Below are 18,542 nucleotides of genomic sequence, written 5' to 3' on the forward strand. Positions count from 1 at the left end.
CCTACTCGGACTCGTCCGCGGGGGCCTCGGCCTCGCCGGCCTCTTCGGCGGGGGCTTCCTCGCCCTCGGCGACCTCGCCCGCGCCCTCTTCCTCGAGGTCCTCGGCGGTCGGCGCGACCACCACGTTGACCACCAGCATCTCCGGGTCGGAGATCAGGTTGACTCCCCGTGGCAGGGCGATCTGGCCGGCGGTGAACTGGGTGCCCGGTTCGGCGTCCTCCACCGACACGGTGACGTGCTCGGGGATCGACAGCGCCTCGGCCTCGATTTCGATGGTGTTGGTGTCCTGGGTTACCAGGGTGCCCGGTACGGCGTCGCCCTCGACGACGACGGTGACCTCGACGACGACCTTTTCACCGCGGCGCACGACCAGCAGGTCGGCGTGCTGGATGGTGCGGCGGATCGGGTGGATGTCGAGCGCCTTGGTCAGCGCCAGCTGTTCCTTGCCCTCGATGTCCAGGGTCAGCACGGCATTGGTGCCCGCGTGGCGCAGCACGGCCGCGAAGTCGTGGCCGGGCAGCTCCAGGTGCTGCGGGTCGGAACCGTGGCCGTAGAGGACGGCGGGAATTTTGCCTTCGCGGCGGGCTCGGCGGGACGCGCCCTTGCCGGTCTCGGTTCGCACCGTGGCGGTGAGCTGGTTGCCTGCGGACTTGGCCATTGTGTCGCTCCTGTGTGCTGTTCAGTGGGGGCACGGCCAGGGTCGCGACAGTTTCGTCGGTCTCCGTCGATAACGGTGCTGGCTGGCCAGCCACCCTCGCCGTGACGCCCGGCCAGGTTAACGCATGCGCACCTCAGAGCGGAAATTGCGGCGGTCTGCGTCACGTGCCCGGCCGGCCGGGCGCTCGGCGCGGCGCCGGGTATCAGAGCGGGAATTTGGTGCCGGTGAGCTGCTCGGACAGCTCCCAGAGCGCCCTGGCCGTCGCCGGGTCCTGAGCCCGCCGGCTGCGGGCCACCGGTTGGGTGCGGCCGAGCTGGCCGAACCGCGGCCCGACGAACGTGTCGCCCGGCAGGTCCTGCGACGCCGCATACAGCGTCTGGCGCGCGCCGAAGTCCGCGTCGGTGGCCACCACGCGGGTGACCGCCGACATCATCGCGTCGCCCAGCTTGCGGCCCGAGGCTCCCTGCAGGTTGGTGTGCGAATAGCCGGGGTGGGCGGCCAGCGCGCGTAGCGTCGAGCCGGCCGAATCCAGGCGCCGCTGCAGTTCGCTGGTGAACAGCAGGTTGGCGAGCTTGGACTGGCTGTAGGCCAGCCAGGGCGAGTACCGCCGCGTCTTCCAGTTGAGGTCGTCGAGGCTGATCCGACCGGCCCAATGCGCCATCGACGACACCGTGACCACCCGGTCGGTGAGCCTGGGCAGCAACAGGTTGGTGAGCGCGAAATGCCCGAGGTGGTTCGTGCCGATCTGGCTCTCGAAGCCGTCGACGGTCTGCGCGTACGGGGCGGCCATGATGCCCGCGTTGTTGATCAGCACGTCGACCTTGTCGACGCCCTCGGCGAATTCGCGTACCGACGCCAGATTCTGCAGGTCGAGTGGGCGCACCTCGACCGGGCCCGTCTGCGTGCCCCGGATCTGCAGCGCGGCCTTCTCGCCCTTGCGGACGTCGCGGACCGCCATGACCAGGGTCGCGCCCCGGCGGGCCAGCTCGCGGGCGGTCACGGCACCGAGCCCGCTGTTGGCCCCGGTGATGATCACCGTGCGCCCGGCGAACGAGGGCAGGTCTGCGGCGGTCCAGTTCGTCATGGTCCCCAGTGTGCTCTAGTGCCCAGGCTCGAATTCCAGGGGCAGGCGCACGGGTCCGGTGATCCCGGCCATGCCCCGCCATGGGCTCGGGCCGGTCTGACGGGCGTCGGGCATGCGGGCGGTGATGACCCGAAGGGCCTCGGTCAGTTCCAGCCGCGCCAGGTGCGCGCCGAGGCAATAGTGCACGCCGCCACCGAAGTTCAGCATGGGTGCGGCGTCACGACGAGTGATGTCGAGCCGATCCGGCTCGTCGTAGACGCACGCGTCGCGGTTGGCGGCGGCGGTGTTGACCGCCACCAGCGTGCCGGCCGGGATGCGCACACCGGCGAGCTCGACGTCTTCGGCGGCTCGCCGCAGGGTTCCGAAAATGATTGGGCGGTAACGCATCAACTCGTGGACGGCGCCCAGCGCCAGTTCCGGCTGCCGGGCCAACAGCGCCCACTGGTCGGGGTGGGCGCAGAGCGCCTCGACCGCGGCGGCCAGCTGGTTGCGGGTCGTGTCGGTGCCCGCGCCGAGCAGCGTGCCGCAGAGCATCACCAGCTCGGCGTGGGTGAGCCGGTCGCCGGGGAAAGAGGGGTCCTCGGCGCGGATCAGATCGGAGATCAGGTCGTCGGTCAGCGACGCGCGGCGCCGCGTGATCAGGCCTTCGAGATAGGCGTCGAGCTCACTCCATGCCCTCAGGATCAGCGGCTCGTCCTCGGCGATGTTCCATTCGAAGATCTTCTTGATGTCGTTGGCCCAGCTGGAGAACAACTGCCAATCCCGGGCCGGGGCGCCCAGCAGTGCGCAGATGACCGGTGTCGGGTAGCCCTGGGCGACGTCGGCGACGATGTCGCAACGCCCGGTCGAGGTGAACGGGTCCACGAGGCCGTCGATGACTTCGGCGGCGAGGTCGCGCAGTCGTTCGGCGGCGCGGGGGACGAAGGCCCTCGACACCAGCCGGCGCAGTCGATGGTGCACGGCCCCGTCGAGGCCGAGGATATTGGCGGTCGCCCGGTCCCACAGCGGACCCGAGGTGACGCCTTGCGCGTCGAGGCCGAGACCCTGCGCGGTGACGAACCGGTTGTCGCGCAGCACCGTGCGGACCAGTTCGTAGCTCAGCACCTCGGGCCCGAATCGGCCCATCGCGATCGGGGCCTGGCTTCGCGCGTCGGCCAGCACTCGGTGCGCCTCGTCGGGATCGGTCAGCTGGTCGTAGTCGACGGTGGGCAGTCCGGCGTCGAAGACGCTCGGGCAGTCGCTGATCAAAGTGGTCATGGCAGTCGACTATCCGGCGCCGGGGACTCCAGACCATCCGCCGTAGCGCGTAAATGTGCGCGGCCCATCGCGTAGGTTCGCGCACAATGCCCGGCGAAGATCTACGCGCACTGGCCGATGTTTGCGTGGTTCGCGGCCGCGATGCTGGCTACCATGAGCCAACACGCGGAGATGCCGTCGCTGAACTGGAACGAGTTGGGCGTGAGCGAGTTGCTGCCTACCGGCACGGTTACGTTGCTGCTGGCCGACGTCGAGGGTTCCACGCGGCTCTGGGAAACCCAGCCCGAGCAGATGACCGCCGCGCTGGCCCGGCTGAACAAGACGGTGAACGACGCGGTCGATGCGCATGCCGGCGTGCGCCCACTCGAGCAGGGCGAGGGCGACAGCTTCGTCGCGGCATTTTCCCGCGCATCGGACGCGGTGGCGTGCGCGCTGGCCGTGCAGCGCGCCCCGCTGGCGCCCATCCGGCTTCGAATCGGGATACACACCGGCGAGATCCAGTTGCGCGACGACGCCAACTACGCCGGCCCGACCATCAATCGCACGGCGCGGTTGCGCGATCTCGCGCACGGCGGGCAGACGGTGTTGTCCGGTGCGACCGAATCGATGGTGGTGGATCGTCTGCCCGACGGCGTATGGCTCGCCGAACTGGGCAGCTACCCGCTGCGCGATCTGCCGCGCCCCGAGCGAGTCGTGCAGCTGTGCCATCCCGACCTGGTCAACGAGTTTCCGCCGCTGCGGGTGGGCAATCCGGTTGCCGCGCACAATCTTCCGACCCAATTGACGAGTTTCATTGGGCGCGAAGCAGAAATCGAGCAGTTGCGACATATCGTGGCGGACAACCGCATGGTGACGCTGACCGGGGCGGGCGGCGTGGGCAAGACGCGGCTTGCCATCGAGATCACTTCCGATCTCAGCGACCGCTTCCCCGACGGGCAGTGGTACGTCGACCTCGCACCGATCACGATTCCCGCCGTGGTGCCGGTCGCCGTTGCGCGTGCGGGTGCAGCTCATCAAGGACCAGCACTGCACCTGATGGCGCCGAGATTGCCGTCAGGGCTGTGGTTCGGGCCGTGATCACGACCATGGGGGCAATCTCGCCGACCATAGCCTGAAATCACTTCGCCGCGACGACAAACCCTCGCATGATCGCCTCGATGTCGGTGGACTGCGCGACGGCCTCGTTGGCCAGGCCGGTGATGGTGAGCTGGACCAGGTATCGCTGCTTGGCGGGCGGCGACCCGGTGGCGATGACGATCCGGTTGAAGCTGTGCAGCCGTGTGCCATCCAAGTCGTAGCTGCCCTGGATCATCGACGACGGAAAGCCGTTGTAGGGCGTCGTCGAGGCGTCGAGCTGCTTGAAGTTCTCGAACAGCTGGGCGTCGTCGTTGCCGTGCTGGATCACCTGCGCGGGATCGAAATCGCCGTTCAGCTTGAACACCACGAGCCGGGCGGTCGGATACTTGTTGCCCTTGGAGATCATCAGCGTCTCCGGCGCGATGTGCGGATTGCTCGCCGCCGACCAGCCCGGGGGCGTGGGGATCGACACCGTCAGGTCGGGCAGGTTGCCTGGCGCCACTTGCTGCCCGGTGACGCCGATGTTCTGCAGATATTGCGACAGGGGCACCGGCTTTTCGACCCGCGTCGTGGTGGTGGTCGTCGTCGGAGTCGTCGACCAGATCGATTGATAATCGGGTGTTTTCGGGCCGCACGCCACCGCGGACAGCGTCAGCGCAATGGCCGCGGCCGCGTACCCACGTCTCACAGAATCTCGCGGACCGCGTCGACCGGCCGGGCCAGCCGGGTGCCCTTCGGTGTGACGACGAACGGCCGCTCGATCAGGATCGGGTGTTCGGCCATGGCGTCCAGCAGCTGGTCGTCGGTGGCGTCGGCCAGGCCCAGTTCGGCATAGAGCGATTCACGCTTGCGCACCGCGGTCCGCACGTCGATCCCGGCGTCGTCGATCATCTTCACCAGTTCCGCACGCGAGGGCGGGTTCTTCAGGTATTCGACAATCGTCGGCTCAACGCCGTTGTCGCGCAACAAGTCCAGCGTCTTGCGCGACGTGCTGCACCTGGGGTTGTGGTAGATGACGGTATGGGCCATCTAGGCGTCTCCGTCGAACAGCCCCGTGACGGAGCCGTTTTCGAAGACGGCGCGAATGGTGCTGGCCAATAGCGGCGCGATGGACAAGACCGTGAGCTGGGGGAAACGCTTCTCTTCGCCGATCGGCAGGGTGTTGGTGACGATCACCTCGCGTGCGCCCGAGGCCGCCAGCCGCTCCGCGGCTGGGTCGGACAGCACGCCGTGGGTGGCCGCGATGATCACGTCACCGGCGCCCTCGTCGCGCAGCAGCTTGACCGCCCCGGCGATGGTGCCGCCGGTGTCGATCATGTCGTCGATCAGCACGCAGGTCCTGCCCTGCACCTCGCCGACGACGCGGTTGGACACCACCTGGTTGGGCACCCGCGGGTCGCGGGTCTTGTGGATGAAGGCCAGCGGGACGCCGCCCAGCGCGTCGGCCCACTTCTCGGCGATGCGCACCCGGCCCGAATCGGGGGAGACGACCACCATGTTTCCGTCCGGGTAGTTGTCCCGGATGTACCCGGTCAGCAGGTTCTGCCCGCGCATGTGGTCGACCGGCCCGTCGAAGAATCCCTGGATCTGGTCGGTGTGCAGGTCTACGGTCACGATCCGGTCCGCGCCCGCGGTCTTGAGCAGGTCGGCGACCAGCCGCGCCGAGATCGGTTCGCGGCCGCGATGCTTCTTGTCCTGCCGGGCGTACGGGTAGAACGGCATGACGGCGGTGATCCGCTTGGCGCTGCCCCGCTTGAGGGCGTCGATCATGATCAGCTGTTCCATCAGCCAGTCGTTCACCGGCGCTGGGGCCGACTGCAGGACGAAGGCGTCGCACCCGCGGACCGACTCGTTGAACCGGACGAAAATCTCGCCGTTGGCGAATTCCCGCGCCGTCTGAGCGGTGACGTGGACGTCGAGCTCCTTTGCGACCTGCTCGGCCAACTCCGGGTGCGCGCGGCCGGAGAAGAGCATCAGGTTTTTGCGGTTGTCGGTCCAGTCGTGGCTCAACGCACTGCCCTCGCCGTTCGGATCGAAATTGGATGGCCAATCGTACGTAGCGAATGGTACGGAAATGCGGCCGGGTTACCAGATAGCAAAATCACAATGTCTATTCGGGCCCGGATGTGTCCTGGTCGGTCTTCGCCGCCTTTTCGGCCGCTTCGGCCGCGGCGCTGCCCGGCCGTTTGCGCTGCACCCAGCCCTCGATGTTGCGTTGCGGGCCGGCGGACACCGCCAGCGCGCCCGGCGGGATGTCGTCGCGCACCACGGTTCCCGCTCCGGTGTACGCCCCGTCGCCGACCGTCACCGGGGCGACGAACATGGTGTCCGACCCGGTGCGCACGTGCGAGCCGATGGTGGTGCGGGCCTTGGATGTGCCGTCGTAGTTGACGAAGACGCTGGACGCTCCGATGTTGCTGTGTTCGCCGATGTCGGCATCGCCGACGTAGGTCAGGTGCGGAACCTTGGTGCCGGTGCCGATCGTGGAGTTCTTGGTCTCGACGAACGCGCCGAGCTTGCCGTCGTCGCCGAGCACCGTGCCGGGCCGCAGGTAGGTGAAGGGCCCGACCGTGGCGCCGGCACCGATGGACGACGACGTGCCGTGGGTCCGCACCACCGACGCGCCGTCACCGACGGTGACGTCGGTGAGCGTGGTGTCGGGGCCGACGACGCAGTGGGCGCCCAGTCGCGTGCGGCCCAGCAGCTGGGTGCCGGGGTGGACGACGGTGTCCCGACCGATCGTGACGTCGACGTCGATCCAGGTGGTCGCCGGGTCGACCACCGTCACGCCGGCCATTTGGTGGGCGGCGACGATCCGGCGGTTGAGTTCGGCGCCCAATTGGGCCAGCTGCACCCGGTTGTTCACCCCGGCCACCAGCGCGCTGTCGTCGACGTGCTGGGCGTGGATGGCCCGCCCGTCGCCGCGCAGGATGGAGATGACGTCGGTGAGGTACAGCTCCTGCTGAGCGTTGTTCGAGCTCAGCCGGCTCAGCGCGGAACGCAACGCCGCGACGTCGAAGGCGTAGACGCCGGCGTTGACCTCGCGGATCTCCCGCTGGGACGGCGTCGCGTCGGCGTGTTCCACGATCGCGGTGACCTCGTTGTCCTGGTTGCGCAGGATGCGGCCGTAGCCGGTGGGGTCGTCGAGCGTCGTGGTGAGCACCGTCGCGGCGGCCGATCCGGCGTTGTGCGTCGCGATCAGGTCGGCCAGCGTGTCGGAGTCCAGCAGCGGCGTGTCCCCGGAGGTGACGACGACCACGCCGGCGTAGTCCTCGGGCAGCGCGGACAGGCCGCATCCGACGGCGTGGCCGGTGCCGAGAGGCCGGTCCTGCAGGGCGACCTCGATGGCGCGCCCCAGGCCGTCGGCGGACTCGGCGACCAGCGGCGCGATGCGCTGATGGTCGTGACCGAGGACGACGACCAGGTGCTGCGGGGCGACCTTGGTGATCGCGTGCAGCAGGTGGGACAGCATGCTGCGCCCGGCGATCGTGTGCAGCACCTTGGGGGTGTCCGACCGCATCCGGGTGCCGGGCCCGGCCGCGAGCACCACGACCGCGGTATCACCACGAGACGCCATCAACTCTCCTCACCCGGCTTGACCGTCGTCTCCTTGCGACGACACGCCGTCAAGCGTGGCACCACACCTGAGGTCGACGCAAAGACCACTTCGATCCGACTCGCCGACCGGGGCGCCCGCGGACTGCAACCGCGCCGAATTCGTGCGGAGGCCCCGCGCTCGCCTCAGGGAGCAGAGCTCCGTCGCCAGGACTCGAACCTGAACTATCTGAACCAAAATCAGAGGTGCTGCCGATTACACCACGACGGATCGCAAAGCCAATCGGCCCGCGCCACCAAGAGACTTTAGACGGTTCGCGGGCCGATCGCGGCGCCGAGGGAAAGACGGCCGGTTTGGCCCTGGCGAAGCTATACGCTGATTGACGTGGCTGTTCTCGACAAGGAGCCGGACAAGGAGGCCCGCGCGCCGCGCGCCCGGATGACCGGTACCGAGCGCCGACAACAACTCATCGGCATCGCGCGCTCGCTGTTCGCCGAGCGCGGCTACGAGGGGACCTCGATCGAAGAGATCGCGTTGCGCGCCAACGTGTCCAAGCCGGTCGTCTACGAACACTTCGGCGGCAAGGAAGGGCTGTATGCCGTCGTCGTCGACCGTGAGATGTCGGCGCTGCTGGACGGCATCACCTCGTCGCTGACCAACAACCGGTCCCGGGTCCGGGTCGAGCGCGTCGCCCTGGCGTTGCTGACGTACGTCGAGGAGCGCACCGACGGCTTCCGCATCATGATCCGCGACTCACCGGCCGCGATCAGCTCGGGCACCTACTCCAGCCTGCTCAACGACGCCGTCAACCAGGTCAGCTCGATCCTGGCCGGCGACTTCGCCCGCCGCGGCCTGGATCCGGAGCTGGCGCCGCTCTACGCGCAGGCGCTGGTGGGCTCGGTGTCGATGACGGCGCAGTGGTGGCTGGACACCCGGGAGCCCAAGAAGGAAGTGGTCGCCGCGCACCTGGTCAACCTGATGTGGAACGGGCTGACCCATCTGGAGGCCGATCCCCGGCTGCAAGACAGCTGATGCCGATGGTGCACCGGCCGCTTGCGCGAGCGTAAGCCCACTGCGAGATCTGGCTGGATTTTTCGCAGCGTGGTTACGCTCGGCGACTTGCCGTGGGGTGCGTCTTCCTTACGAACCCTTGACGGCACCGGGCTCAATATTGACGAATCTTGGCGCCCCTAGAATGGATTCATCATGACCGCACCGGGGCCTGCTCGCCCAGAACCCCCGATCGCGGGGCTCGTTGAATTGGCGCTCACCGCGCCGACCTTCCAGCAATTGATCGAAAGCGCGGCCGAGCGACCGGCCGAGCTTCGCCTGGTGGGTCCAGCCAGCGCACGGCTATTCGTGGCCAGCGCGCTGGCGCGGTTGGGGCCTTTGCTCGTGGTCACCGCGACGGGGCGCGAAGCCGACGACCTGACCGCCGAATTGCGCGGGGTCTTCGGCGATGCCGTGGCGGCTTTTCCGTCCTGGGAGACCTTGCCGCACGAGCGACTGTCGCCGGGCGTCGACACCGTCGGCGCCCGGTTGACGGTGCTGCGCAGGCTGGCGCATCCCGACGACGCGCGGTTGGGCCCGCCGCTGCGAGTCGTGGTGACCGCGGTGCGCTCTCTGATGCAACCGATGACGCCGGAGCTGGGCCTGGTCGAGCCGGTCACGTTCCGCGTCGGCGAGGAGATCGCCTTCGAGGAAGTGGTCGCCCGGCTGGTGGAGCTGGCCTACACCCGGGTCGACATGGTCGGCCGGCGCGGCGAGTTCGCGGTGCGCGGCGGGATCCTCGACGTCTTCCCGCCGACCGCCGAACACCCGGTGCGCATCGAATTCTGGGGTGACGAGGTCAGCGAGATGCGGATGTTCGCCGTCGCCGACCAGCGCTCGATACCCGAGATCGAGGTCGACACGGTGATCGCGGTGGCCTGTCGTGAGCTGCTGCTGACCGACGAGGTGCGGGAACGGGCCGCCGCGCTCGCCGCCCGGCACTCCGGGACGGAGCCCGCCATCACCGGCAGCGTCACCGACATGCTGGCCAAACTGGGCGAGGGCATCGCGGTCGACGGCATGGAGGCGCTGCTGCCGGTGCTGCGGCCCGGCGAACACGTGCTGCTGACCGACCAACTGGCCGCCGGCACGCCGGTGCTGCTGTGCGACCCCGAGAAGGTGCGCACCCGGGCCGCCGACCTGATCAAGACGGGCAGCGAATTCCTCGAGGCGTCGTGGTCGGTCGCGGCGCTGGGCACCGATGCGCCCGTCGACGTGGCGCAATTCGGGGGATCGGGGTTCGCCGAGCTGGACGAGGTGCGCGCCGCGGCGGCGAAGTCCGGTCACCCGTGGTGGACGCTGAGCCAGTTGTCCGACGAGTCCGCGGTGGAGCTGGACGTGCGGCCGTCGCCGTCGGCCCGCGGGCACCAGCAGGACATCGACGGCATCTTCGCGATGCTGCGCGCGCACGTCTCGACCGGTGGCTACGCCGCCGTCGTCGCCCCGGGCGCCGGGACCGCCCACCGGGTCGTCGAACGGCTCGCCGACTCCGACACGCCCGCCGCCATGCTGGAACCGGACGCGGCGGACACCACGCTCAAACCGGGAATCGTCAGCGTGCTCAAGGGTCCGCTGCACGACGGGGTCGTCATCCCCGGCGCCAACCTCGTCGTCATCACCGAGACCGACCTGACCGGCAGCCGGGCCACCGCGGTCGAGGGCAAGCGGCTGGCGGCCAAGCGCCGCAACACCGTCGACCCGCTGGCGCTGACGGCCGGCGACCTGGTGGTGCACGACCAGCACGGGATCGGGCGGTTCGTCGAGATGACCGAACGCACGGTCGGCGGCGCCCGCCGCGAGTACCTGGTCCTCGAGTACGCCTCCAGCAAGCGGGGCGGGGGTTCGGACAAGCTGTACGTCCCGATGGACTCCCTGGACCAGCTGTCCCGGTACGTCGGCGGGCAGGCGCCCGCGCTTTCCAAGCTGGGCGGCAGCGACTGGGCCAACACCAAGACCAAGGCGCGCCGCGCGGTGCGCGAGATCGCCGGCGAGCTTGTCGCGCTCTACGCGAAGCGGCAGGCCAGCCCCGGCCACGCGTTTTCCCCCGACACCCCGTGGCAGGCCGAGATGGAGGATGCGTTCGGCTTCACCGAGACCGTCGACCAGCTGACCGCCATCACCGAGGTGAAGGCGGACATGGAAAAGCCGATCCCGATGGACCGCGTGATCTGCGGCGACGTCGGCTACGGCAAGACCGAGATCGCGGTGCGCGCAGCGTTCAAGGCGGTCCAGGACGGCAAGCAGGTCGCGGTGCTGGTGCCCACCACGCTGCTCGCCGACCAGCACCTGCAGACGTTCACCGACCGGATGGCCGGGTTCCCGGTGACCGTCAAGGGGCTCTCGCGGTTCACCGACAACACCGAATCCCGCGCCGTGATCGAGGGTCTGGCCGACGGCTCGGTGGACGTCGTGATCGGCACGCACCGGCTGCTGCAGACCGGGGTGCGCTGGAAGGACCTGGGCCTGGTGGTGGTCGACGAGGAGCAGCGGTTCGGCGTCGAGCACAAGGAGCACATCAAGAGCCTGCGCACCCACGTCGACGTGCTGACCATGAGCGCCACCCCCATCCCGCGGACGCTGGAGATGAGCCTGGCCGGGATCCGCGAGATGTCGACCATCCTGACCCCGCCCGAAGAGCGTTACCCCGTGCTGACCTATGTCGGCCCGCACGACGACAAGCAGGTCGCGGCCGCCCTGCGCCGTGAGCTGCTGCGTGACGGGCAGGCGTTCTACGTGCACAACCGGGTCAGCTCGATCGACCGTGCCGCCGCGCACGTTCGCGAGCTGGTGCCCGAGGCGCGGGTCGTCGTCGCGCACGGCCAGATGCCCGAGGACCGGCTGGAACGCACCGTCCAGGGGTTCTGGAACCGCGAGTACGACATCCTGGTGTGCACGACGATCGTGGAAACCGGGCTGGACATCTCCAACGCCAACACGCTGATCGTCGAGCGCGCCGACACCTTCGGGCTCTCGCAGCTGCACCAGCTGCGCGGCCGGGTGGGCCGCAGCCGCGAGCGCGGCTACGCCTACTTCCTGTATCCGCAGCACGCGCCGCTGACCGAGACGGCCTACGACCGGTTGGCGACCATCGCGCAGAACAACGAGCTGGGCGCGGGCATGGCGGTCGCGCTCAAGGATCTCGAGATCCGCGGCGCCGGCAACGTGCTGGGCGTCGAGCAGTCCGGACACGTCGCCGGGGTCGGATTCGACCTGTACGTGCGGCTGGTGGGCGAGGCCGTCGAGGCCTACCGCGCGGCCGCCGACGGCCAGACCGTCACGACCGCCGAGGAGCCCAAGGACGTGCGGATCGACCTCCCGGTGGACGCGCACCTGCCGCCGGACTACATCGCCAGCGACCGGCTGCGGCTGGAGGCCTACCGCCGGCTGGCGGCCGCCGCTGACGACGCGGCCGTCGACGCCGTCATCGACGAGCTCGTCGACCGCTACGGCGCGCTGCCCGAACCGGCCCTGCGCCTGGTGGCGGTCGCGCGATTGCGGCTGCTGTGCCGCGCCGCCGGCATCACCGAGGTGTCCGCCCCGTCGGCGGCGACCGTACGGCTGTCGCCGATGACGCTGCCCGATTCGGCCCAGGTGCGGCTCAAGCGGATGTATCCGGCGGCCAGCTACCGCGCCACGACCTCGACCGTGCAGGTTCCCATCCCGCGGGACGGCGGCGTCGGGGCGGCCCGCATCCGTGACGTCGAGCTGGTGCAGATGGTGGCCAACCTGGTGACGGCGCTGCAAGGTAAGCCCCAGACGGACATTGATATAACGAGCTCAGAGCCCGCGAGAAGTGAGGAGCGACGAGCGCGATGACTTCCATCGTCGTCTTGTTCGACCCCCGCCGCCCCTCGCTGGTCCCCGTGGAAGCGATCGAGCATCTCAGCGGCGAGGTGCAGTACACCGAGGAGATGCCCGTCGCGGTGCCGTGGTCGCTGCCGGCGGCGCGTCCGGTGCATGCCGGGGACCCCGACGATCCGGCACCGGTCCTGCTGTCCTCCGACCCCGACCATCCCGCCGTCACGGCCCGGTTGGCGGCGGGGGCCCGGCTGATCTCGGCGCCGGACACCCCGCGCGGCGAACGACTGGTCGACGCCGTGGCGATGATGGACAAACTGCGCACCGCCGGACCCTGGGAGAGCGAGCAAACCCACGACTCGTTGCGCCGATTCCTGCTCGAGGAGACCTACGAACTGTTGGACGCGGTTCGCAGTGGCAGCGCGGAGGCGCTGCGCGAAGAACTCGGTGACGTGTTGCTGCAGGTGCTCTTTCATGCGCGCATCGCCGAGGACGCGCCGCAGCTTCCCTTCACCATCGACGACGTCGCGGCCACGCTGATGCGGAAGCTGGGCAATCGGGTGCCGGGTGTGCTTGCGGGCCAAACCATTTCACTTGAAGAGCAGTTGGCCCAGTGGGAGGAGCGCAAGGCCGCCGAAAAGCCCCGGAAATCGGTGATGGACGACGTGCATACCGGGCAGCCGGCATTGGCGCTGGCGCAGAAGGTGATTCAGCGTGCCGAGAAGGCCGGCCTGCCCGCCGACCTCGTACCCGCCGACATCACCTCCATCTCGGTGTCGGCCGACGGTGACGCGGAAGGTGCGCTGCGCTCGGCGGTTCTGGAGTTCGTCGACACGGTCCGGGTGGTCGAACGGGCCATCGCCGCGGCGCGCCGCGGCGGCGGCGTCCCGGAGGAGTTCGACGTGGCGCCCCTCGGGGAGGTCACCGAAGAGGAGTGGCGGGAGCACTGGCCATCGGACGCGCCGCGCGGTGTTGCCGCGGCGGACGACGCGGCCGAGGGCGTCTGACCGCGAAAGCTGCTTCAGCTAACCGATAATTAACCGAAATCCTGCGCCGGGAGCCCCGACGCGACCGGGCAACTCCGGAACACATGGGACGATGGTTGTGCGAAGTTGGTGCAGGGGAGTTGAGGGAGCTTTAACCAGCATGGTGTCGCCGAGGCGTTGGTTGCGCGCGGCTGCCGTGATCGGCGCGACCGCGATGCTGATGGCCTCCAGCTGCACGTGGCAGCTCAGCCTCTTCATCCCGGAGGGCGTGCCGCCGCCCGCGGGCGCTCCGGTGCCGCCGGTGGACACCCATGCCAGCGGCCGCCCCGCGGACCAGCTGCGGGCCTGGGCCGAACAGCGGTCGGCGACGCTCGAGATTCCCGTGATCGCGCTGGAGGCGTACGCGTACGCGGCGCGGGTCGCCGAGGTCGAAAACCCCAAGTGCCATATCGCGTGGACCACCCTGGCGGGCATCGGGCAGGTCGAGAGCCATCACGGCACCTACCGCGGCGCCCGGCTGGCGCCCAACGGGGATGTGAGCCCGCCGATCCGCGGTGTCCGGCTGGACGGCAGCGGCGGCACCCTGCGCATCGTCGACAGCGAGGAACAGGTGACCGACGACGACGGCGTGGTGCGGGCCATGGGGCCGATGCAGTTCATCCCCGAGACCTGGCGGTTGTACGGTGTCGACGCCCACAACGACGGCCGCGTCAGCCCGGACAACATCGACGACGCGGCGCTCGCGGCGGCGGGCTATCTGTGCTGGCGGGGAAAGGATCTGGGGACTCCGCGCGGCTGGATCACCGCGCTGCGGGCCTACAACAATTCGGGCGTCTACGCGCGTGCGGTGCGCGACTGGGCGACCGCTTATGCGGCGGGTCACCCGCTGTAGCAGGATGTAGCAGGCTTTACTAACGGCGGCCCGAGGCCGGCACCAGCTAGGAACACAAGGAGAAACTCAGTGCCGATTATCGAGCAGGTCGGGGCCCGCGAGATCCTCGATTCCCGCGGCAACCCGACGGTCGAGGTCGAGATCGCCCTGATCGATGGGACGTTTGCCCGCGCGGCGGTGCCGTCCGGGGCGTCGACCGGCGAGCACGAGGCCGTCGAGTTGCGCGACGGCGGTGAGCGGTACGGCGGCAAGGGCGTGCACAAGGCCGTGCAGGCCGTCCTGGACGAGATCGGCCCGGCGGTGATCGGGCTCAACGCCGACGATCAGCGGTTGGTGGACCAGGCGCTGGTCGACCTCGACGGCACCCCCGACAAGTCCCGGCTGGGCGGCAACGCGATCCTCGGTGTGTCGCTGGCGGTCGCCAAGGCCGCCGCCGATTCCGCCGAGCTCCCGCTGTTCCGCTACATCGGGGGGCCGAACGCGCACATCCTCCCGGTGCCGATGATGAACATCCTCAACGGCGGCGCGCACGCCGACACCGCGGTCGACATCCAGGAATTCATGGTGGCCCCGATCGGCGCCCCGAGCTTCAGCGATGCGCTGCGCTGGGGCGCCGAGGTGTACCACTCGCTCAAGTCGGTGCTGAAGAAGCAGGGCCTGAGCACCGGCCTGGGCGACGAGGGCGGTTTCGCGCCCGACGTGGCCGGCACCACCGCGGCGCTGGACCTGATCGGCAGCGCCATCGAGTCGGCCGGGTTCAAGCTCGGCGTCGACGTGGCGCTGGCCCTGGACGCGGCGGCCACCGAGTTCTATACCGACGGCACCGGATACGCCTTCGAGGGCAGCACCCGCACCGCCGAGCAGATGGCGGAGTTCTACGCCGGGCTGCTCGGTTCGTACCCGCTGGTGTCCATCGAAGACCCGCTCTCCGAAGACGACTGGGAGGGCTGGGCGGCCCTGACCACGTCGATCGGTGACCGGGTGCAGATCGTCGGCGACGACATCTTCGTCACCAATCCCGAACGCCTCGAGGAGGGCATCGAGAAGGGCGTCGCAAACGCGTTGCTGGTCAAGGTGAATCAGATCGGCACGCTGACCGAGACGCTCGACGCCGTCGCGCTCGCCCACCACAGCGGGTACCGCACGATGATGAGCCACCGCAGCGGCGAGACGGAGGACACCACGATCGCCGACCTCGCGGTGGCCGTCGGCAGCGGGCAGATCAAGACCGGCGCCCCGGCCCGCAGCGAGCGCGTCGCCAAGTACAACCAGCTGCTGCGGATCGAGGAGGCGTTGGGGGACGCCGCCCGGTACGCCGGCGATCTGGCCTTCCCGCGCTACGCGCCGGAGGCCAAATAGCTTGCCCGCCAAGCCGGATCCGAAACGGCGCTCCCCGGCATCGCGTCCGGGGAAGGCCGGTGATCCGGTTCGGCGCCGCCGCACGGCCAAGCCGTCTTCCAAGCCGTCCGTCACCGCGAAGCAGGCCAGCCCCCGGACGGTTTTCGAGCATGTCGTCGAGCCCATCAAGCGCCAGGCCGCGGAGTCGGTCGAACAGCGGTCCGAGCAACGGCTCGGTTTCACCGCTCGGCGGGCGGCGGTGCTGGCGGCGGTCGTCTGCGTGTTGACACTGACCATCGCCGGCCCGGTACGCACCTATTTCGCCCAGCGCACCGAGATGAATCAGTTGACCGCAAGCGAAGCCGCGCTGCGCCGCCAGATCGCCGACCTCGAGCAGAGGAAGGCCAAACTCGGTGACCCGGCCTACATCGCGGCGCAGGCCCGCGAGCGGCTCGGCTTCGTGAAGCCGGGCGACATCCCGTTCCAGGTGCAGCTTCCGCCGACGGCGGCGACCCCCACCGAGCCGGGGGGGCAGGGGGCGAAACCCGCCAGCACCGATCCCTGGTACACGTCGCTGTGGCACACCATCGCCGACGCGCCGCACCTGCCGCCGGCCAACGTGCCGCCGCCCGAACCGGGCCCCGCCGGCGCTGTTCCGCCGCCGAGCCCTACGGCGCCCGGTGGTTGATCGTGCCGACCTGGAGGCCGTGGCGCGTCAGCTCGGGCGTGAGCCAAGAGGCGTGCTCGAGATCGCGTATCGCTGCCCCAACGGCGAGCCCGGTGTCGTGAAGACCGCACCCAAACTTCCTGACGGCACACCGTTTCCGACGTTGTACTACCTGACGCATCCGGTGCTCACCGCGGCCGCGAGCAGGCTGGAGACGACCGGGTTGATGCGCGAGATGTCCGAGCGGCTGCGAAGTGACCCGGAATTGGCGGCCGCGTATCGGCGGGCGCACGAATCGTACTTGGCCGAACGGGATGCGATCGAGCCATTGGGGACGACGTTTTCCGGTGGCGGGATGCCGGACCGGGTCAAGTGCCTGCACGTGCTGATCGCGCACTCGCTGGCCAAGGGGCCGGGCTGCAACCCGCTCGGTGACGAGGCGCTCGCGATCCTGGCCCCCGAGCCCGCCATGGCCGGCATCCTGGTGGCGGATCTGTGGTGAGCAGGCTCGGCGGAATCGACTGCGGGACAAACTCGATCCGGTTGCTGATCGCCGATGTGCGCGACGGCCGACTGCGCGACGTGCACCGCGAGACGCGGATCGTGCGGCTGGGTCAGGGGGTCGACGCGACGGGGGAGTTCGCGCCGGAGGCGATTGCCCGGACGCGCGCTGCGCTCGCCGATTACGCCGCGCTGCTGCAGCGGCACGGTGTCGAGCGGGTGCGGATGGTGGCGACGTCGGCGGCCCGCGACGTCGCCAATCGGGACGTCTTCTTCGCGATGACGGCCGACGTGCTGGGCGCCGTGGTGCCGGGCGCGGTCGCCGAGGTGATCACAGGCGCCGAGGAGGCCGCGCTTTCATTCCGCGGGGCCGTCGGCGAATTGGACCCTGCCTCAGGTCCTTTCGTCGTTGTCGATCTGGGCGGCGGCTCCACCGAGATCGTGCTCGGCGCGGACACCGTGGCGGCGAGCTACTCGGCCGACATCGGCTGCGTCCGGCTGACCGAACGCTGCCTGCACTCGGATCCACCGACACCCGACGAGGTGGCGGCGGCCCGTGCGGTGGTGCGCGAGCGGCTCGACGTCGCGCTGGGCGTGGTGCCCGTCGAGAGGGCGCGAACCTGGGTAGGGCTGGCCGGGACGATGACGACGCTGTCCGCGCTGGCCCAGAACATGACGACGTATGATTCTGCGGCCATTCATCTTTCGCGCGTTTCGGGCCGAGACCTGCTGGCGGTGTGCGAGCGACTGATCGCCATGCCGCGCTCCGAGCGCGCTGCTTTGGGGCCGATGCACGAGGGGCGCGCCGACGTGATCGGCGGCGGCGCGATCGTAGTCGAGGAGTTGGCGCGCGAGCTGCGCGCCCGCGCCGGCATCGACGAACTGACGGTCAGCGAGCACGACATCCTGGACGGCATCGTGCTGTCGATCGCCGGGTGAGTCACAGGGGCCACAGGCGTCTCCGTTCCGGAGGAAGCGCCGATCTGCCCGCCTCATAGCGACAACGGAGCGGGCCTGCGCGTGGTACGTCACAGGGGCCACAGGCGTCTCCGTTCCGGAGGAAGCGCCGATCTGCCCACCTCATAGCGACAACGGAGCAGGCCTGCGCGTGGTACGTCACAGGGGCCACAGGCGTCTCCGTTCCGGAGGAAGCGCCGATCTGCCCGCCTCCTAGCGACAACGGAGCAGGCCTGCGCGTGGTACGTCACAGGGGCCACAGGCGTCTTCGTCCCGGAGGAAGCGCCGATCTGCCCGCCTCCTAGCGACAACGGCGGAATGTCATACCGGCATGCGATCGTGCGACGATGAACCTTCAGGGAATCGAACTGCGTTACGTGCTGACGATGCACCTCGCACACAATGGACCGGCGACTCTCAGCGAAATGATCGAGGCCCTCACCGCCCAGGGCTTTTGCGTAAGCGGTAGGGCGTCGAAGGTGATTTCGGACGCCTTGCGATGGGAAATGGCCCGAGAAAGGGTAAGGCGCGTGGGCCGCGGCCGGTACGCGCCGCGGTCCATCCCGCGATCCACCGAGCACCGGATCCATCAGCGCGTACTGAGCCTGCGAGAGGCGGCACGAGCCGGCTCTGCGCGAGCCAGCCCGTTGTCGCTATGAGGCGGGCAGTTGGTCGATTCTTCCGGCGCCGAGGCGCAAGTGACGGATGGGACGAAACCTCA

16 protein-coding genes, 1 tRNA gene and 1 pseudogene are annotated in these 18,542 nt (G+C 69.4%); 10 read left to right on the forward strand and 8 right to left on the reverse strand.

From position 1 onward, the window contains the following. Nucleotide 1: 1 nt before the first annotated feature. The 3 genes from A5681_RS20575 to A5681_RS20585 all read right to left on the reverse strand — a co-directional run bounded on the left by A5681_RS20575 (nt 2) and on the right by A5681_RS20585 (nt 2,999). Nucleotides 2-658 (reverse strand): 50S ribosomal protein L25/general stress protein Ctc, encoded by a 657-nt coding sequence (locus A5681_RS20575; RefSeq protein ID WP_067279437.1) that lies wholly within the window; start codon nt 656-658, stop codon nt 2-4. Between the two features lie 202 nt (nt 659-860). Further along, nucleotides 861-1,742, reverse strand: a complete 882-nt coding sequence (locus A5681_RS20580) for an oxidoreductase (protein ID WP_067279440.1) — start codon at nt 1,740-1,742, stop codon at nt 861-863. Between the two features lie 15 nt (nt 1,743-1,757). Beyond that, nucleotides 1,758-2,999: a cytochrome P450 gene (locus A5681_RS20585; protein ID WP_067279443.1), complete on the reverse strand. Its 1,242-nt coding sequence runs from the start codon at nt 2,997-2,999 to the stop codon at nt 1,758-1,760. A 141-nt stretch (nt 3,000-3,140) separates the two neighbouring features. On the opposite strand from A5681_RS20585, the pseudogene A5681_RS20590 reads away from it, so the two are divergent. Then, nucleotides 3,141-3,998 (forward strand): annotated as a pseudogene (locus tag A5681_RS20590) (adenylate/guanylate cyclase domain-containing protein); the annotation flags it as partial. A 118-nt stretch (nt 3,999-4,116) separates the two neighbouring features. Here the strand turns inward: A5681_RS20590 and A5681_RS20595 are convergent. The 5 genes from A5681_RS20595 to A5681_RS20615 form a co-directional block, all read right to left on the reverse strand. After that, nucleotides 4,117-4,764 carry an LpqN/LpqT family lipoprotein gene (locus tag A5681_RS20595; protein ID WP_067279450.1) on the reverse strand — a complete coding sequence of 216 codons (648 nt, stop codon included), beginning with the start codon at nt 4,762-4,764 and terminating at the stop codon, nt 4,117-4,119. Further along, the gene (arsC, locus tag A5681_RS20600; protein WP_067279455.1) at nt 4,761-5,105 is read right to left on the reverse strand and encodes an arsenate reductase (glutaredoxin); all 345 of its coding nucleotides are present in this window, start codon (nt 5,103-5,105) and stop codon (nt 4,761-4,763) included. The genes A5681_RS20595 and arsC overlap by 4 nt, the downstream gene beginning before the upstream one ends. Next, nucleotides 5,106-6,086: a ribose-phosphate diphosphokinase gene (locus A5681_RS20605; protein ID WP_067279458.1), complete on the reverse strand. Its 981-nt coding sequence runs from the start codon at nt 6,084-6,086 to the stop codon at nt 5,106-5,108. 100 nt (nt 6,087-6,186) lie between these two features. Beyond that, entirely contained in the window at nt 6,187-7,653 is a 1,467-nt protein-coding gene (gene glmU, locus A5681_RS20610) for a bifunctional UDP-N-acetylglucosamine diphosphorylase/glucosamine-1-phosphate N-acetyltransferase GlmU (protein ID WP_067279476.1), read from the reverse strand. A gap of 177 nt (nt 7,654-7,830) precedes the next feature. Continuing rightward, nucleotides 7,831-7,902, reverse strand: a tRNA-Gln gene (locus A5681_RS20615). Between the two features lie 168 nt (nt 7,903-8,070). Between A5681_RS20615 and A5681_RS20620 the strand changes: the two genes are divergently transcribed. From A5681_RS20620 to A5681_RS27855, 9 genes are all read left to right on the forward strand, one after another. Beyond that, nucleotides 8,071-8,664, forward strand: coding sequence for a TetR/AcrR family transcriptional regulator (locus A5681_RS20620; RefSeq protein ID WP_156670229.1), 594 nt, complete (start codon nt 8,071-8,073; stop codon nt 8,662-8,664). Nucleotides 8,665-8,838: 174 nt separating this feature from the next. Further along, nucleotides 8,839-12,498, forward strand: coding sequence for a transcription-repair coupling factor (mfd, locus tag A5681_RS20625; RefSeq protein ID WP_067279486.1), 3,660 nt, complete (start codon nt 8,839-8,841; stop codon nt 12,496-12,498). Next, nucleotides 12,495-13,487, forward strand: coding sequence for a nucleoside triphosphate pyrophosphohydrolase (locus A5681_RS20630; RefSeq protein ID WP_067279488.1), 993 nt, complete (start codon nt 12,495-12,497; stop codon nt 13,485-13,487). Before mfd ends, A5681_RS20630 begins: the two co-directional genes overlap by 4 nt. 142 nt (nt 13,488-13,629) lie before the next feature. Beyond that, a complete protein-coding gene (locus A5681_RS20635) occupies nt 13,630-14,358 on the forward strand; it encodes a lytic transglycosylase domain-containing protein (RefSeq protein WP_156670230.1) in 729 nt (242 codons plus the stop codon). A gap of 69 nt (nt 14,359-14,427) precedes the next feature. Further along, nucleotides 14,428-15,717 carry a phosphopyruvate hydratase gene (eno, locus tag A5681_RS20640; protein WP_067279494.1) on the forward strand — a complete coding sequence of 430 codons (1,290 nt, stop codon included), beginning with the start codon at nt 14,428-14,430 and terminating at the stop codon, nt 15,715-15,717. 1 nt (nt 15,718) lies between these two features. Next, complete coding sequence (locus A5681_RS20645; RefSeq protein ID WP_067279498.1) at nt 15,719-16,384, forward strand: FtsB family cell division protein; 666 nt, start codon at nt 15,719-15,721, stop codon at nt 16,382-16,384. After that, on the forward strand, nt 16,377-16,865 hold the full coding sequence (locus tag A5681_RS20650) for a DUF501 domain-containing protein (protein WP_067279501.1): 489 nt from the start codon (nt 16,377-16,379) through the stop codon (nt 16,863-16,865). Before A5681_RS20645 ends, A5681_RS20650 begins: the two co-directional genes overlap by 8 nt. Beyond that, nucleotides 16,859-17,803: a Ppx/GppA phosphatase family protein gene (locus A5681_RS20655; RefSeq protein WP_067279504.1), complete on the forward strand. Its 945-nt coding sequence runs from the start codon at nt 16,859-16,861 to the stop codon at nt 17,801-17,803. The genes A5681_RS20650 and A5681_RS20655 overlap by 7 nt, the downstream gene beginning before the upstream one ends. Nucleotides 17,804-18,168: 365 nt before the next feature. Beyond that, a complete protein-coding gene (locus tag A5681_RS27855) occupies nt 18,169-18,480 on the forward strand; it encodes a hypothetical protein (RefSeq protein ID WP_082968462.1) in 312 nt (103 codons plus the stop codon). Nucleotides 18,481-18,542 lie beyond the last annotated feature (62 nt).

Origin of the sequence: Mycobacterium scrofulaceum (assembly GCF_001667885.1) — a bacterium.
In the GTDB taxonomy this organism is placed as follows: domain Bacteria; phylum Actinomycetota; class Actinomycetes; order Mycobacteriales; family Mycobacteriaceae; genus Mycobacterium; species Mycobacterium scrofulaceum_C.